Annotated in this window: 15 protein-coding genes; all 15 read right to left on the bottom strand. The window is 67.6% G+C overall.

The genetic code is table 11. From position 1 onward, the window contains the following. Positions 1-7: 7 nt before the first annotated feature. Complete coding sequence (locus HMPREF0298_RS06160) at positions 8-1,225, bottom strand: phosphoglycerate kinase (RefSeq protein ID WP_040422579.1); 1,218 nt, start codon at positions 1,223-1,225, stop codon at positions 8-10. Positions 1,226-1,331: 106 nt separating this feature from the next. After that, positions 1,332-2,345 (bottom strand): type I glyceraldehyde-3-phosphate dehydrogenase, encoded by a 1,014-nt coding sequence (gene gap, locus HMPREF0298_RS06155; protein ID WP_006840262.1) that lies wholly within the window; start codon positions 2,343-2,345, stop codon positions 1,332-1,334. Positions 2,346-2,503: 158 nt separating this feature from the next. After that, the gene (gene whiA, locus HMPREF0298_RS06150; RefSeq protein WP_006840261.1) at positions 2,504-3,505 is read right to left on the bottom strand and encodes a DNA-binding protein WhiA; all 1,002 of its coding nucleotides are present in this window, start codon (positions 3,503-3,505) and stop codon (positions 2,504-2,506) included. A 44-nt stretch (positions 3,506-3,549) separates the two neighbouring features. Continuing rightward, on the bottom strand, positions 3,550-4,509 hold the full coding sequence (locus HMPREF0298_RS06145) for a gluconeogenesis factor YvcK family protein (RefSeq protein WP_006840260.1): 960 nt from the start codon (positions 4,507-4,509) through the stop codon (positions 3,550-3,552). A 24-nt stretch (positions 4,510-4,533) separates the two neighbouring features. Beyond that, a complete protein-coding gene (rapZ, locus tag HMPREF0298_RS06140) occupies positions 4,534-5,409 on the bottom strand; it encodes an RNase adapter RapZ (protein WP_006840259.1) in 876 nt (291 codons plus the stop codon). 19 nt (positions 5,410-5,428) lie between these two features. Further along, positions 5,429-7,498, bottom strand: coding sequence for an excinuclease ABC subunit UvrC (uvrC, locus tag HMPREF0298_RS06135; RefSeq protein WP_006840258.1), 2,070 nt, complete (start codon positions 7,496-7,498; stop codon positions 5,429-5,431). A gap of 6 nt (positions 7,499-7,504) precedes the next feature. Next, positions 7,505-8,032, bottom strand: coding sequence for a PH domain-containing protein (locus HMPREF0298_RS06130; protein ID WP_006840257.1), 528 nt, complete (start codon positions 8,030-8,032; stop codon positions 7,505-7,507). A 97-nt stretch (positions 8,033-8,129) separates the two neighbouring features. Next, positions 8,130-8,615, bottom strand: coding sequence for a 6,7-dimethyl-8-ribityllumazine synthase (ribH, locus tag HMPREF0298_RS06125; protein ID WP_040422578.1), 486 nt, complete (start codon positions 8,613-8,615; stop codon positions 8,130-8,132). Positions 8,616-8,646: 31 nt separating this feature from the next. Beyond that, complete coding sequence (locus HMPREF0298_RS06120) at positions 8,647-9,903, bottom strand: bifunctional 3,4-dihydroxy-2-butanone-4-phosphate synthase/GTP cyclohydrolase II (protein WP_006840255.1); 1,257 nt, start codon at positions 9,901-9,903, stop codon at positions 8,647-8,649. Between the two features lie 5 nt (positions 9,904-9,908). Next, positions 9,909-10,502, bottom strand: coding sequence for a riboflavin synthase (locus HMPREF0298_RS06115; RefSeq protein ID WP_006840254.1), 594 nt, complete (start codon positions 10,500-10,502; stop codon positions 9,909-9,911). Next, positions 10,503-11,477, bottom strand: a complete 975-nt coding sequence (ribD, locus tag HMPREF0298_RS06110; RefSeq protein ID WP_006840253.1) for a bifunctional diaminohydroxyphosphoribosylaminopyrimidine deaminase/5-amino-6-(5-phosphoribosylamino)uracil reductase RibD — start codon at positions 11,475-11,477, stop codon at positions 10,503-10,505. Then, a complete protein-coding gene (rpe, locus tag HMPREF0298_RS06105) occupies positions 11,474-12,130 on the bottom strand; it encodes a ribulose-phosphate 3-epimerase (RefSeq protein ID WP_006840252.1) in 657 nt (218 codons plus the stop codon). Before rpe ends, ribD begins: the two co-directional genes overlap by 4 nt. A gap of 10 nt (positions 12,131-12,140) precedes the next feature. Continuing rightward, positions 12,141-13,583, bottom strand: coding sequence for an RsmB/NOP family class I SAM-dependent RNA methyltransferase (locus HMPREF0298_RS06100; RefSeq protein WP_006840251.1), 1,443 nt, complete (start codon positions 13,581-13,583; stop codon positions 12,141-12,143). Beyond that, entirely contained in the window at positions 13,580-14,503 is a 924-nt protein-coding gene (fmt, locus tag HMPREF0298_RS06095; protein ID WP_006840250.1) for a methionyl-tRNA formyltransferase, read from the bottom strand. Before fmt ends, HMPREF0298_RS06100 begins: the two co-directional genes overlap by 4 nt. 26 nt (positions 14,504-14,529) lie before the next feature. Continuing rightward, a complete protein-coding gene (def, locus tag HMPREF0298_RS06090; RefSeq protein WP_006840249.1) occupies positions 14,530-15,030 on the bottom strand; it encodes a peptide deformylase in 501 nt (166 codons plus the stop codon). Positions 15,031-15,149 lie beyond the last annotated feature (119 nt).

Here is a 15,149-nt window from a genome sequence, read left to right as displayed (position 1 = left end):
TCGAGTCTTAGTTGCTGACGACGCTCACGCCGGGCAGTTCCTTGCCCTCGATGAGCTCGAGGGAAGCGCCACCGCCGGTGGAGATGTGAGAGAAGCCCTCCTCGTCGAGGCCGAGCGCGCGTACCGACGCCGCCGAGTCGCCGCCGCCGACGACGGTGAAGCAGTCGTTGTTCTTCGTCGCCTCGATCATCGCTTCCGCGACGGCCTGTGTACCGTCAGCGAAGTTGGGGAACTCGAACACGCCCATCGGCCCGTTCCAGAACACCGTCTTCGCCTCCTTGATCGCCGCCGCGTAGTTCTGCGCCGTCTCGGGGCCGATGTCCAGCGACATCCAGCCCTCGTCGATGTCGTCGAGGCCCACGACCTTCTTCTCGGCGTTCTTGTCAAACTCCGGGGCGATGGCAAGATCCACGGGCAACACCAGCTTGTCGCCGTAGGTTTCGATCAGCTTGCCGCAGGTGTCGACCATGTCCTCCTGCAACAGCGACTTCTGCACGTTGTGGCCCTGTGCGGCGAGGAACGTGTAGCACATGCCGCCACCGATGACCAGCTTGTCGGCCTTTTGCGCCAACGCCTCGATCACACCGAGCTTGTCAGAGACCTTGGAGCCGCCGAGCACGACGACGTACGGGTGTGCCGGGTTATCCTTGACACTGCCGAGCGTCTCAACCTCCTTTTCCACGAGGTAGCCGGCGTATGCTGGGAGCTTTGCCGCCACGTCGTACACCGAGGCCTGCTTGCGGTGCACCACGCCGAAACCGTCGGACACAAACGCCCCATCATCGGCGGCGAGGTCCGCCAGCTCCGCGGCGAAGGCCTCGCGCTCGGCGTCGTCCTTCGAGGTCTCGCGGGCGTCGAAACGCACGTTCTCCACGAGCAGGATCTCACCCTCGGTGAGGCCGTTCGCGCGCTCGTGGGCGTCCTCGCCCGAGACGTCGGAGGCCAAGGCCACGAACTGGCCGAGGCGCTCGGACAGGGCCTCCGCCACAGGCTTGAGGGAAAACTCCGGCTTGAACTCGCCCTTCGGGCGGCCCAGGTGGGCGGTGACGATCACCTTCGCGCCGCCGTCGAGCAGCGCCTTGAGCGTCGGAATGGAGGCGTCGATACGCCCGGCGTCGGTGATGTTGCCCTCATCGTCCAGCGGGACGTTGAAGTCGGAGCGGACAAGCACGTGGCGCCCGTCGACACCCTCGTCGAGCAGCTGCTGGATGGTCTGAAGCGGCATGAAAGTCTCCTTCACAGGCTGGTGTAATGCGTCGTCGTCAAGTCTAGTGAGAAATACAAAAGCCCGGGGTGTGCCTGAAAGCGCACCACCCCGGGCCAGGCCGAACCTAGTTCAGCTTGTCCGCCACCGTCTTGGCCATGCGGATGAACTGCTCGGTGTAGCCGTACTCGTTGTCGTACCAGGAGATGATCTTGAGCAGGTTGCCGTTAATCACCCGGGTCATCCCGGCATCGAAGATACCGCCGTAGGGGCTCTTGATGATGTCGGAGGACACGATCGGGTCCCCGGTGTAGTGCAGCGCCTTGGCCATGTCGCCCTCCTGGGTTGCGGCCTTGACCGTGGCGTTGACCTCCTCGACCGTGGTGTCTTTCTCCAGCAGGACGGTCAGGTCGGTCGCGGAACCGGTGATGGTGGGCACGCGCATGGCGAAACCGTCGAGCTTGCCCTTGAGCGCCGGGATCACCTCGGCCACGGCCTTCGCCGCACCGGTGGTGGTGGGCACGATGTTCTGCGCGGCGGCGCGGGCGCGACGCAGGTCCTTGTGCGGGGCATCCTGCAGGCGCTGGTCGCCGGTGTAGGCGTGGATGGTGGTCATCAGGCCGGACACGATGCCGAAGTTGTCGTTGATGATCTTCGCCACGGGGGCGAGGGAGTTGGTGGTGCAGGACGCCGCGGAGATGACGGTCAGGTCGTTGGTGTAGTCCTCGTGATTGACGCCCCACACGAACGAGCCGTCGACGTTCTTGCCGGGTGCGGAGATGATGACCTTCTTGGCGCCCGCGTCGATGTGGGCCTGGGCGTCTTCCTTGGTGCGGAACTTGCCGGTGCACTCCAGCACGATGTCGACGTCGAGCGCGCCCCAGTTGATGTCGGCCGGGTCCTTCTCCTCGGATACCTCGATGCGGTGCCCACCGACGGTGATCGAGGTCTCGTCGTGCTCCACGGTGCGGCCGAGGTGGCCGTACGCGGTGTCGTACTTCAGAAGGTGTGCGAGGGTCTCGTTGTCGGTCAGGTCGTTGATCTTGACAACCTCGAGGTCGCCCTCGAAGTTGTCCAGGATGACGCGCAGGGAGCTGCGCCCGATTCGTCCGAATCCGTTGATGCCGATGCGGGTAGTCACTGTCAGTCACTCCTTAGAGAGTTTCGGTTCACTTACCGGAACTGGAAGTTTCCCGTTCGAGTTCCTCGCAGCCCCGTTGCCTCCCAGTGTAGCCCTGCTTGACCGTGCCCGCATGGTACCGATTTTGCCCGGTTTGCTCCCCGGGCGCGCCTGTAGTACTAGGTCGAGTTCGGCCCGTCGGCGTCGTCATCCTCCGCCACGAGCACCGACTGCGTATCGGCGATCCCGAGCTCTGCGGCACGCGTGTCCGCCAGCGACAGCAGCCGGCGGATCCGACCCGCGACGGCATCCTTGGTCATCTGCGGGTCCGCGAGGCGGCCAAGCTCCTCGAGCGAGGAGTGGCGGTATTCCACGCGCAACTGCCCCGCCTCGGCCAGGTGCTCCGGAACGTCGTCGCCGAGGATTTCCATGGCGCGTTCGACACGCGCCGCGGCCGCCGCTGCGGCCTGCGCGGAGCGCCGCGTGTTGGCGTCGTCGAACGTGGCGAGGCGCTGCCCGCTTTTCGCGGTCATCTGCTTCATTTTGCGCTTCTCGTCCCACATCACGCGGGTGCGCTGCGCACCCATGCGGCTGAGCAGCACCGCGATCGCGTCGCCGTCGCGCAGAAATACCCGCTCCACCCCGCGCGTCTCCTTCGTCTTCGCCGCGACGGAGAGCCGGCGCGCCAGGCCGACGAGCGCCAGAGCCGCCTCCTGGCACGGGCTGAGCACCTCGAGGCTGGAGCTGCGCCCCGGCTCCGTGAGCACGCCGCGCGCGAGGAACGCACCGCGCCACGCGGCCTCGACCTCCGCGATCGAGCCGGAGATGATGTGCCGCGGTAAGCCGACAACGCGGTGGCCCGAAACCGTCACCAGCTTCAACCTGCGGATCACGTCCTTCGTGCCCTCTGCCACGCTGACCGTGTACGAGGCGTCGCGCCGACTGGAATCCGGGGAGAGTGTTTGCACGCTCACGTCGACGTCGCACAACTCTCGTAACGACGCCGCGAGGCGCTGCGCGACCCGCAGCTCCGAGAACTCAGCGCTCAGGCACAGCCCGCGAGGCGAGTCGCCGACCTCACCGGCGAAGCGGATCATCGCCGCGGCCTCGGCGAAACGGCTGGCCTGGGAGGGGTTGTCGACCAGCAGCAACTCGTCTTTCACCTGGGCGGTTAGCGACACCGCGATACCTCCCTTTGCTTTGCACACCGTAGAGTCCACACAGTTTAACCCGCCCCGCCGAGCGCCAGAAGCGCGGCCGCCAACTTCTCGGGGTCGTGCACGCTGGTTGTCTGCCCGTCCGCTGTCACCGTGCGCACGTCAGTGTAGGTGATCTCGGCGCCGACGCGCTGCGCAGTGCGCTGCAGGTGTGTGCGCTCACCGGGGGTGGTGTTGATGTCGCTGTCCGCCACGAAGTTGTCCACCTTCAGCCCGGGCGCGTGCTGCGAGAGCAGGTGGATGTGGCGCTCGGTGGTGAAACCCTGGGTCTCCCCCGCCTCCGGGGACAGGTTCAACACGACGATCACCTTCGCCACGGTCTCGTTGAGCGCCGACACTACGTCCGGAACCAGCAGGTGGGGAATGACCGAGGAAAACCACGAACCTGGCCCGATGGTGACCACGTCGGCGTTCATGATCGCGGCGATCGCCGCTCTGTTGACGGGCGGATCCGCCGGCAGGATGCGCACGCGGCGCACCGATCCGGGGGTCGTCGCCACCGCCACCTGTCCGCGCACGGAGCGCAGGACCCGGGGGTCGTCGTCAAGCCCTGCGACATCCGCTTCGATCTCCAGCGGCTCGCCGCACACGGGGATGACCCGGCCCTTGGCACCCGCCCAGGTGGTGAGCACGTCGAGCGCGGCCTGCATGCCGCCTACTTCTTCGCTCAGGCCCGCGAGCAGGAGGTTGCCCACCGCGTGGCCGGCCATCGCGCCGTTGCCCCGGAAACGGTGCTGCAGCGTGTCGCGCCACAACCGGCCGGTCTCCGTGTCGGGCATGAGAGCGGACAGCGCCATACGCAGGTCTCCCGGGGGGATCATCCCCAGCTCGCGGCGCAGGCGACCGGAGGAACCGCCGTCATCGGCGACGGTGACGACGGCGTTGATGTGCTCGGCGTGGGCTCGTCGACACGCGAGAAGCGTCTGGTAGAGGCCGTGGCCGCCGCCGAGGCAGGTGAAAGTGGTCATGGGTTAATCGTTTCGCTCAAAGGTCTAGTGGCGCTCAAGATCGCGGTGCAGGACGTGGACGTCGACGTTATCAAGCTCGCGCAGCCGCTTCGCGATGGCTTCGGACACGGCGACGGACCTGTGGTGACCGCCAGTGCAGCCGATGCCGACGGTGACGAAGTTCTTGCCCTCGTGGCGGTAGCCGGCAAGCATCGAATCGAGCAGCGCGACGAAATTGTCCACGAACTCGGTCGCGCCCGGCTGGGAGAGCACGTAATCGGCCACGGGCGCATCAACGCCGCGGAACTGGCGCAGCCCCTCAATCCAGTACGGGTTGGGCAAAAACCTCACGTCCATCACGATGTCCGCATCGCGCGGCGAGCCGTGCTTGAAGCCGAAGGACTCGATGGTGACGTGCTGGCGGTCCACCGGCAGCTCGCCGACCGACGCCTCCACGGCGCGGCGAAGGTCGTGCACGGAAAGGTTGGAGGTGTCGATAATCACGTCCGCCTCCTCGCGCACCGCCGCGAGCTGCTCGCGCTCGCGCGCGATGCCGACGCTCAGCGGCTCGACGCCCTGGAGCGGGTGCGTCCGGCGCACGCTGTCGAAGCGCCGGATCAAAACGTCGTCGCGCGCCTCGAGGTAAAGCACGAACGGGGCGTTGCCCTTGGCTTTGATCGACGCAATGGTCTCCATGAGCGAGCCGGAAAAGTTGCGGGCGCGCACGTCGGTGACAAAGGCGAGGTGCTCCACCGGCGCGGTGCCGGCGAGCGCCATGTCAGTCAGCTCGAGTATCATTGACGGTGGCAGATTCTGCGACACGAAGTACCCCTTGTCCTCGAAGATCTTCGCGGCCGAGGACAGCCCTCCCCCCGACAGCCCCGTTATGATCACCGGCCGAATGCCCGTTGTCGTGTCCATGGCTGCCTATCCTAGCGCGCTACTGCCGGTGCAGGTGCTCGTAGATCGACTCCGCCAGCTTCGGTCCGACGCCCTTCACCTGCTGGATTTCTTCCTTGGTGGCCTCGGTAATTTTCTTCACGCTGCCGAAGTACTTGACCAGGTCGGTGCGCCGCGCCGGCCCCAGCCCCGGCACCCCGTCGAGCGCCGAGGCGCGCATCCGCTTGGAGCGCTGCTGGCGGTGGTAGGTGATGGCGAAGCGGTGGGCCTCGTCGCGGATCTGCTGGAGCAGGTACATACCCTCGGAGTTGCGGGGCAAGATGACGGGCTCGTCGTCATCGGGCACCCAGATCTCCTCGAGGCGCTTGGCCAACCCGATGAGCTGCACATCGACGATCCCGAGCTCGTCGAACACGGCCTGGGCCGCGTTGACCTGGGGCTTGCCGCCGTCGACGATGAACAGCTGCGGCGGGTAGGCGAATCGCCTCGCCCCGGTCGTCTCCACCTGCGCGGCCTCGTCGGCGAACATCAGCGCGGCCGCCTCCTCGTCCGGGTTGGCCAGCTTGTCCTCCGTGTAGCGCTTGAAGCGCCGCCGGGTCACCTCCGCGATGGAGCCGACGTCGTCGGAGCGCCCGTCGCCCGCGGCCTCCTTGATGCGGTAGCGGCGGTAGTCGTTCTTGCGGGGCAGACCGTCCTCGAAGACGACGAGCGAAGCCACAACGTCCGTGCCCTGGATGTGCGAAATATCCGTGCATTCCATCCGCAGCGGCGCCTGCTCCATACCGAGGGCGTCCTGAATGTCCTGCAGTGCCTGGGAGCGTGCGGTGAGGTCGCCGACGCGCTTGAGTTTGCGCTGGTTGAGCGCCTCTTGGGCGTTGCGCCCCACGGTCTGCATGAGCGCGGCCTTGTCCCCGCGCTGGGGCACGCGGATGTCGACCGGGCCGCCGCGTAGCTCGGCAATGAGGTCGGCGACCTCCCCGGCCTCCTCCGGTAGCGTGTCCACGAGCACCTCGCGCGGGATCGCCACCGGTGGTGTGACCGGCGCGTGCGACTCCTGGTCCACGCCGCGCCGGCGCACCTTCGACTCCCGCAGCCGGGCGTCCTCCGCCTGCTCCTCTTTCACCCTGTCGGCGGTATCCGAGTAGTACTGCACGAGGAAGTCCTGCATCAAGGCGGACACGGCGGGATCAGCCTCGTCTTCTTCCAGCCGGTCCTGGCTGCCCGGCTCGTCGCCCGTCTTCTCCACGACCCAGCCGCGCTGCGCCCGGATGCGCCCGTCGCGCACGGTGAAGATCTGCACCGCGGCCTCGAGCTCGTCGGTGGCGAACGCGATCACGTCGGCGTCGGTGCCGAGGCTGAGCACCACCGTTTGGCGCTCCATGACCTTTTTCACAGCTTCCAGGTCGTCGCGAAGCCGCGCTGCCTTCTCGAACTCGAGCTCGGCGGCCGCGGCATTCATGCGCCTCGTCAGCTGCTTGACGACGTCGTCCGTGCGCCCCGACAGAAACGACACGAACCCCCGCACGATCTCGTCGTACTCATCGTCCGCGACGCGGCCGACGCACGGAGCAGAGCACTTGTCGATGTAACCCAACAGGCACGGCCGACCCAGCGCCTCGTGGCGGTTGAACACCCCGTTGGAACAGGTCCGGATGGGAAACACGCGGGTGAGCAAGTCAAGCGTTTCGCGCACGGCCCAGGCGTGCGAGTACGGCCCGAAGTAGCGCACCCCCTTGCGGCGCGGCCCGCGGTAGAAAAACGCGCGGGGGAAGCGCTCGCTTACGCTGACGGCGAGCATGGGGTAAGTCTTGTCGTCGCGGTACATGACGTTGAACCACGGGTCGAATCGCTTGATCCAGGTGTACTCCAGCTGGAGTGCCTCAACCTCGCTGGCGACGACGGTCCACTCCACCGAGGCGGCGGTAAAGACCATCTGCCGAGTCCGCGGGTGCAGCTGCCGCGGCGGCTGGAAGTAGTTGTTCAGCCGGGCGCGCAGGTTTTTCGCCTTGCCGACGTACACGACGCGCCCGGCGGCGTCGCGGAACTTGTACACGCCGGGCTCGGTGGGAATGGTGCCCGGCGCAGGGCGGTAAGACTCGGGATTGGCCACGCGCGCCTAGCTTTCGGGCATGTACTTCGCCTCGAGGGCACGGAACTTCTCGACGGCCTCGATTGCGCGCTTCCCGTCGCCGGACTGAATTGCCCACAGGGGGACGTACTCGAATTCGGGCAGCTCGAGGCGCGCCATCCTGGATGAGCGCGGGAAGGTCAGCCCGTAGATCACCAGCCACGGGTAAAAGCGCGTGCCAATAATGTTGCGCACCTCAACTCCGTCCTTGTTCGCCCGGACTCGCGGCCGGTTCAGGCACATCCACGAAATGACCGAGATGATGAGACCGACGCCGGGGAAAGCGAACTTATCCACGGTCGTAATCGTCAGGCCCGTGAACTCCGCGTCGAGTACCAGCGCCATGAAAATGTGCACGGCCATAACGAGGATCACCCAGCCGATGGCGACCTTCTTCAAAAACGGCGAGGTGATCTCCAGCTCCCAGGGCGACGTGGAGGTCACGGCGTGGGGGTCGGCTGCGTAGAGGTGCAGCAGCTGCTCGTCGCTTAGCTTCTTGGTGTCTTTCGCCTCCACGGCTTAGCCGTCCTCTCCACGCACGTCGCGCGCACGGTCACACCCCGTGCATCCGCGAGCAATCTTTCCCTTGATCCTAGCCCGAGCCGCGCAATCTTTAGCGCTTGGGCGCGGTGGCGCGCGCTTTGCGCAGCTCCGCGACCGCTCCCAGCGCCGCGTACACGGCGTCGGCGCCTTTGTCTTCCTTGGCGTCTTCGCCGCCGGCGCGCTCGAGCGCCTGGTCCTCGTCATCGACCGTGAGCACGCCGTTGCCCACCGGGGTTTCCTCGTCCAGCGCGACGCGCGTCAGCCCGGCCGTGACGGAGTCGCACACGTAGTCGAAGTGCGCCGTCTCGCCGCGAATCACGCAGCCTAGCGCCACGACGGCGTCGTAACGCCTCGCGCACGCCTGTGCCACAACCGGAAGCTCGAAAGCTCCGGCGACCCAAAACTCGTCGACTTTCGCGCCGAGGCCACGGGCGGCGTCCACTGCGTGATCGTGCAACCGGGTCACGATCTTCTCGTTCCAGTGCGTGGACACAATCGCCACGGTCATGCCCTCGGCGTTGGGTCTCGGTATGTCGGGTGCTCCCTGGTGCGGCATCGCGTGCCTCGTCCTTTCTGTGACGGCGGCCCTACCGGCCGCCCGTGGTGTGGTCTGCCCTCCAGCGCTCCACGAGCGGCAGGTCGTGGCCGAGCCGGTCGCGCTTGGTGCGCAGGTAACGGATGTTGTCGTGCGATGGAACGATCTCAATTCTAGTGCGCCCGTCCACGCTGGGTCCATAACCTTCCAGGGCCGCGACCTTGTCGGGGTTGTTGGACAGGACCTCGAATGAGGCCACGCCGAGGTCGGCCAGGATGTGCCCGGCAACGGAGTACTCGCGGGCGTCGACAGGCAGGCCCTGCTCCAGATTCGCGTCGACGGTGTCGAGTCCCTCGTCCTGCAGCCGGTAGGCTTCGAGTTTGGCCAGCAGGCCGATGCCCCGACCCTCGTGCCCGCGGACGTAGACGATCACGCCACGGCCGGCCTCCTGGATCCGCCGCATGGATTCGTGCAGCTGGGGGCCGCAGTCGCAGCGCCGCGACGCGAAAACGTCGCCGGTGAGGCACTCCGAGTGGACGCGGACGAGCACCCCGGGTTGCGCCGCGACATCGCCGACGACCAGGGCGACGTGCTCGGTGCCGTCGATGGTGTTGCGGTAGCCGTAGGCCTGGAACTCGCCGAACTCGGTGGGCAGGCGGGTCTGCGTGCAGCGGGTGACAAAGTTGTCCCGGTGCCGGCGGTAGTCGATGAGCTGCTGGATGGAGATCATCACCAGGCCGTGCTCGTCGGCGAAGCGGCGGAGCTCGGGCCCGCGCGCCATGTCCGTCGGGTCCTCGGCCGAGACGATCTCGCACAACACGCCCGCGGGCCTCACACCGGCCAGCCGGGCGAGGTCAACAGACGCCTCGGTGTGGCCGTCGCGGACGAGGACCCCACCCGCACGCGCGCGCAGCGGCACGACGTGGCCGGGCCGGGTGAAGTCGGCCGCGGTGCGGGCGGGATCGGCCAAGCGGGTGATCGTCTCACAGCGCGAGCGCGCGGAGATGCCGGTGGTGCCCGTCGCCGCGTCAACCGTCACCGTGTACGCGGTGGCTCGGGCGTCCTCGTTGCGCGCCACCATTGGCGGCAGCTGCAGCCTGTCGGCGTCGGCGTTTTCGAGTGCGACACAGATGTAGCCGGAGGTGTGGCGCACCATGAACGCGACGAGCTCGGGCGTGGCCAGCTCCGCGGCGAAGATCAGATCGCCCTCGTTCTCCCTGTCCTCGTCATCGACAACGACCACGACCTCGCCGCGGGCGACTGCGGCGATAGCCTCTTCGACGCTATCCAGGGAAATGGGCTCGCTCATGGCGATTAATGGTAGCCCCGCACCATCTTTTCGACGTACTTGGCCACGATGTCGACCTCGAGGTTGACGTTCTCGCCGGTAGCCAGGCTTGACGCGGTGGTGTCGGTGAGCGTGGTGGGGATCAACGAGACCTCGAAGTAGTCCTCTCCGACCGCCGAGACGGTCAAAGACGTCCCGTTGACGGTGATCGATCCCTTCTCCACCACGTAGCGCGCAAGCCCGGCGGGCAACGAGAAGCGGATCACCTCCCAGTTCTCCGACGCGGTGCGGGAAAGTACCTGGGCGACCCCGTCGACGTGGCCCTGCACGATGTGCCCGCCCATGCGCGCACCGGCAGCGAGTGCGCGCTCGAGGTTGACGCGTGAGCCCTCGACGTAGCTTCCCAAACGGGACCGGTCGAGCGTTTCCTGCATCACGTCGGCGCTGAACACGCCGTCGGCGGTGTCCACCACTGTCAGGCACACCCCATCGACGGCGATCGAGTCGCCGTGGCGTGCGTCCGTAGCCACCCTCGGCGCGCGCACCGCGATGCGCACGGAGTCGTCCAGCTTGGTCAGCGCCACTACTTCGCCGACCTCTTCTACTAGCCCTGTAAACAATTATCTTTCCATTTCTATGAGCACATCGTCGCCCAGCACCGTGACGTGGGTGAGTCTATAGCGCGGCGCCTCAGCCAGGGTCGCGGCCAGGGCCGCGGGCACCACGTGTGTGCCGGCGCCGAGCAGCAGAGGGGCCGCATACGCCTGCACCCGGTCGACGAGGCCTTGTTCGAGAAAGCTCGCCGCCAGCCCCGCGCCACCTTCGACGAGCACGTCGCGCGCCCCTGACTCCCACAGCGCCTCCAGCGCGTCGTCGGGGGTGGCGTACTGCTCGAAACCGAGCCGCGTGAGGTTTCCCTCGGGCACCGCACGCGTGCCAACGACCACCCGACGCGGCTGGGTGGCCATCAGGGAGCCGTCGTCGTAGCGCGCGGTAAGCGAGGGGTTGTCGGCAATCGCGGTGCCCGTTCCGATGATGATGGCGTCGCGCACCGCCCGGTCGGCGTGGACGTGGCGGCGCGCGGCGGGGCCGGTGATCCACTTGCTCGTCCCGTCCGGCGCCGCCGTGAAACCATCGAGGCTGGCGGCGTACTTCAACGTCACCGACGGCCGGCCGCGCTCAATCGAGGTTAACCAGGGCACAAGGGCGTCGACGCGGCGTGGCTCGAAAACCACCTCGACGCCGTGGCGGGCGAGGTAGTCGGCGCCCCCGGCGGCCTGCGGGTTGGGGTCTGTGGTCAGGTACACCAGCCGCGCGATCTGGGCGTCGGCAAGCGCCTTGGCGCAAGGGCCGGTGCGGCCGGTGTGGTTGCAGGGCTCGAGGGTGACCACCGCGGTTGCCCCGCGGGCCCTGCTTCCCGCCGCGCGCAAGGCGTTGATCTCGGCGTGCGCGCCGCCCGCCGGGGAGGTTCCCCCGGTGGCGATGAGCTCGCCTTCGGGGCTGAACAGCGCGCAGCCCACGGGCGGGTTCGGCGAGGTTGCGCCCCGCACGGCGTCGCCCGCGCTCAGCGCGGCGTGGTAGTCGATCTCGCTCACCGCGCGGCCCGGGCCAGACGGCGCAGCTCATCGACGGCGGCCGCGGGATCATCCGCGCCGAATACCGCCGAGCCGGCCACGAAGGACTCCACGCCCGCGGCGGCGGCCTGGGCGATGGTGGCCGCGGCAATGCCGCCGTCGATCGCGATGATGGTGCTCAGACCGTCCTCGGCGATGCGGCTGCGCAGCAGGCGGACCTTGTCGAGGACTTCGGGCATGAACTTCTGCCCGCCGAAGCCGGGCTCGACGCTCATGATCATCACTTCCTCGACGTGCTCGAGGTCGTCCAGGTAGGGCTCGATGGGGGTGCCGGGTTTAATCGCGAAACCCGCCTCGGCGCCCAGCTCGTGGGCCGCCTTCGCCGCGGCGACGTGGTCACTGGTGGCCTCGACGTGAAACACCAGCCGATCCCCTCCCGCGTCGACGTAGCTGGCGAACCACTTCTCCGGCTGCTCGATCATCAGGTGCATGTCGAGAAACTTGTCGGTCACCCCGTTAACCGCCTTGGTCACGTCGGGACCGAACGACAGGTTGGGCACGAAGTGGCCGTCCATGATGTCGACGTGGATGAGGTCGGCGTTGGACACCTTGCGCACGTCCTCGCCGAGCGCGGCGTAATCGGCGGCCAGGATGGAGGGGGCGATGTAGATCATGGTGCCCACCCTACTTTTTGCGCAGGACAGCGAAGAACATCGCGTCGGTGCCGTGGCGGTGCGGCCACATCTGCACGCTCTTCGCCTCGCCTGTGTTCTCCATCGGGGGCAGCCAGGTGCTGGCATCGAGCTCCTCGGCGCCACCTTCCGCCAGCACTGCGTCGACCACCCCGCGCGTTTCGCGCACGTCCGGGGAGCACGTGGAGTACACCACGACGCCGCCGGGTTTGACTAGGGTAAGCGCCGACTCCAGCAGCTCGGATTGCAGCCGGGTAAGCGCGCCGATTTCGGACTCCTGTTTCTTCCACCGCGCCTCGGGTCGCCGCCGAAGGGCGCCGAGGCCGGAGCAGGGGGCGTCAACGAGCACGCGGTCGTAGCCGGGCTGAAGACCCGGGTCGCGGCCGTCGGCGACGGTGACGGAAACTGGCAGGCCGCCGACGATTTTGCGGATCAGCTCGGCGCGATGCTCGCTGATCTCGACGGCGTCGACGTGGGCACCCTCGATGCCGGCCAGCGAGCCGAGCAGCGCCGCCTTGCCCCCGGGGCCCGCGCACAGGTCCAGCCAGCGCCCGGCGTCGTCGGCGACGTCGACCTCGGCGAGCGCACGGGCGATGAGCTGGGAGCCTTCGTCCTGGACGCCGGCCAGGCCATCGCGCACCGGCTCAAGCGCGCCGGGGTCACCCTCGTGCAGGTACACGGCATACGGCGAGTACGCACCCTCGTCGCCGCCGGTGATCGCGGCGAGCTCGGCGGCGGAAATTTCGCCGGGGCGGGCCACGAGGTGGACAACCGGGCGCTGCGAATCCGCCGCGAGGGCTGCTTCAAGCTCACCTTCCGCCCCGCTTTCGCCAAGCGCTGTAGCGAAGGAGCGCGCGATCCACTCGGGGTGGGAAGTGCGAAACGCCACCGCCGCTAGCGGGTCGTTCGGGGTGAGCTCGTCGAGCCATTGCTGCGCCGGGGTGCGCGAAATCGTGCGCAGGATCGCGTTGGCGAAACCCTTTGCCTTGCCCGCGCCGGCAGCCTCCACAAGGCGCACGGACGTGTCGACGGCGGCGTGGTCGTCGACACGCATGTACAACAACTGGTAAGCGCCGAGGCGCAGCGCGGCAAGCACCTCAGGCGCGATGTCGCCCAGCTCGCGCGAGGAGCACCGCGCGATCACGGCGTCGAGCACACCCTGGGCGCGCAGCGTGCCGTACGCGAGCTCGGTGGCAAACGCGGCGTCGCGCCCGGTGATGGAGCGCTCGCGCAAAAGATTCGGCAAGACGAGATTGGCGTACGCGTCGTCGGTGGCCACCCGGTGCACAACCTCGAAGGCCGCCTCGCGCGCGCTGTCGCCGATGCGGGCCGGCGTCGCCTGGGCCTCCCGCCTCGGCTGAGGCTTGGAACGGTGGCCACTGTCCCGGTTGTTTTCCCGCCGGCCAGCCGCCCGCGACCTAAATCCACCACTCATACGAACTCAATCCCCTCTGTGCTCTTAAGTCCGCGCGCCCAGTCGGCGGCGGCCATCATCTTCTTGCCCGGCGGTTGGATCCGTGTCAACTCCACGTTCGCGCTGGATGTGCCCACTTCCACGACCTCCTTGCTCACGCGTACCTCACCTGGGCGCAGGTCACCTTCTGCTGCGGGTGTGATGCGCTCGAGCTTGACGCGCTCGCCGCCGAGGGTCGTCCAGGCACCCGGTGCCGGGGTGTGCGCGCGGATCGCGCGATCGACAACCTCGGCGGGCTCGGACCAGTCGATGCGCGCGTCGGCGCTGGTGATCTTGCGAGCGTACGTGCCCTCGGAAGGTTGCGCCACTGGGGTGATTGTGCCGTCGGCAAGGCCCGTCATGGTTTCCACCAGCAGGTCCGCTCCCGCAAAGGCGAGGCGGGTCAACAGATCGTCCGCGGTGTCGGTGGCGTGGATCGGCTCATGGATGTGGCCGAGGATGTCGCCGGTGTCCAACCCGGTATCGATGCGAAACGTCGTCGCCCCCGTATCGGCGTCGCCGTTTCTAATCGCCGCTTGCACGGGTGCGGCGCCGCGCCACGCGGGAAGAAGAGAGAAGTGCAGGTTTACCCAACCGTGGGTCGGGATCTCCAGCATGTCCGCCGGGATCAGGTTGCCATAGGCGACAACGGGCACGGCCTCCGGCGCAATCTCGCGCAGCACCTGGCGGATCTCCTCGTTGTCTTTCAGCGTCTGCGGGGTGAGCACCTCAATGCCGTGGTGTTGCGCGAGCTCTTTGACAGGCGAGGGGTGCAGGCTGCGCCCCCGGCCCTTGCGCGCGTCGGGGCGGGTGATTACCGAGCTGACCTCGTGCTCGGACGCGATAAGCTTGCTCAGCGCGACGACCGCGGGCTCGGGGGTGCCGGCGAAGACGAGTCGCATGGTGTCTCCTTTCTCCTCTTCAAGTCCTACGGCTGCTGGAACCAGTCTGCGCCGCGGATGATGGTCATGGCTTCCTTGCGGGCCGCAGAGTCCATTCTGCGCATGAACATGATTCCGTCCAGGTGATCGCTTTCGTGCTGAATGCAGCGCGCGAGTAGGCCCGTGCCGCTAATCGCCAGCGGCCTGCCGTCGGCGTCGACGCCCCGGGCCACAACGCGGTTGTAGCGTGAGACCGGGCCGCTTATCCCGGGCACCGACAGGCACCCCTCTCGGCCGATCTGCACCTCGTCGCCCGCCGACGCCCAACTCGGGTTGATGATGTGACCGCGCATTCCCTGACAATCAAACACGAAAACCCGCGCATCGACGCCCACCTGGTTCGCGGCGAGGCCGACACCTCCGGCATCGTCCATGGTGTTGAGCAGGTCGCAGACGAGCACGCGCAGCGCCTCGTCGAAGCGCGTCACGGGCGCGACGGCGGAGTTGAGCACGGGGTCGCCAAACAGGCGGATCGGACGGACTGCCATACCTGCGAGCTTAGCCAAGCCCGCCGATCACCTAACCAATGCGCACGGGGTCGACCTGGATCCGCAGCGGCGCGTCCTGCTTGCGCGCGGCGCGCAACCTCGCCGCCGAGCGCAGGGCG

Source organism: Corynebacterium lipophiloflavum DSM 44291 (assembly GCF_000159635.1).
Classification (GTDB): Bacteria; Actinomycetota; Actinomycetes; order Mycobacteriales; family Mycobacteriaceae; genus Corynebacterium; species Corynebacterium lipophiloflavum.
The sequence above is the reverse complement of the archived record's forward strand: the minus strand, read 5'-3'. Positions and strand labels throughout refer to the sequence as shown.

Coding starts and splice junctions, on each gene's coding strand:
- HMPREF0298_RS06160 (WP_040422579.1), bottom strand. CDS start 1,225: ATGCCGCTTCAGACCATCCAGCAGCTGCTCGACGAGGGTGTCGACGGG.
- HMPREF0298_RS06145 (WP_006840260.1), bottom strand. CDS start 4,509: ATGACCACTTTCACCTGCCTCGGCGGCGGCCACGGCCTCTACCAGACG.
- rapZ (WP_006840259.1), bottom strand. CDS start 5,409: ATGGACACGACAACGGGCATTCGGCCGGTGATCATAACGGGGCTGTCG.
- ribH (WP_040422578.1), bottom strand. CDS start 8,615: ATGCCGCACCAGGGAGCACCCGACATACCGAGACCCAACGCCGAGGGC.
- HMPREF0298_RS06120 (WP_006840255.1), bottom strand. CDS start 9,903: ATGAGCGAGCCCATTTCCCTGGATAGCGTCGAAGAGGCTATCGCCGCA.
- rpe (WP_006840252.1), bottom strand. CDS start 12,130: ATGATCTACATCGCCCCCTCCATCCTGGCCGCCGATTACGCCGCGCTC.
- HMPREF0298_RS06100 (WP_006840251.1), bottom strand. CDS start 13,583: ATGAGTGGTGGATTTAGGTCGCGGGCGGCTGGCCGGCGGGAAAACAAC.
- fmt (WP_006840250.1), bottom strand. CDS start 14,503: ATGCGACTCGTCTTCGCCGGCACCCCCGAGCCCGCGGTCGTCGCGCTG.
- def (WP_006840249.1), bottom strand. CDS start 15,030: ATGGCAGTCCGTCCGATCCGCCTGTTTGGCGACCCCGTGCTCAACTCC.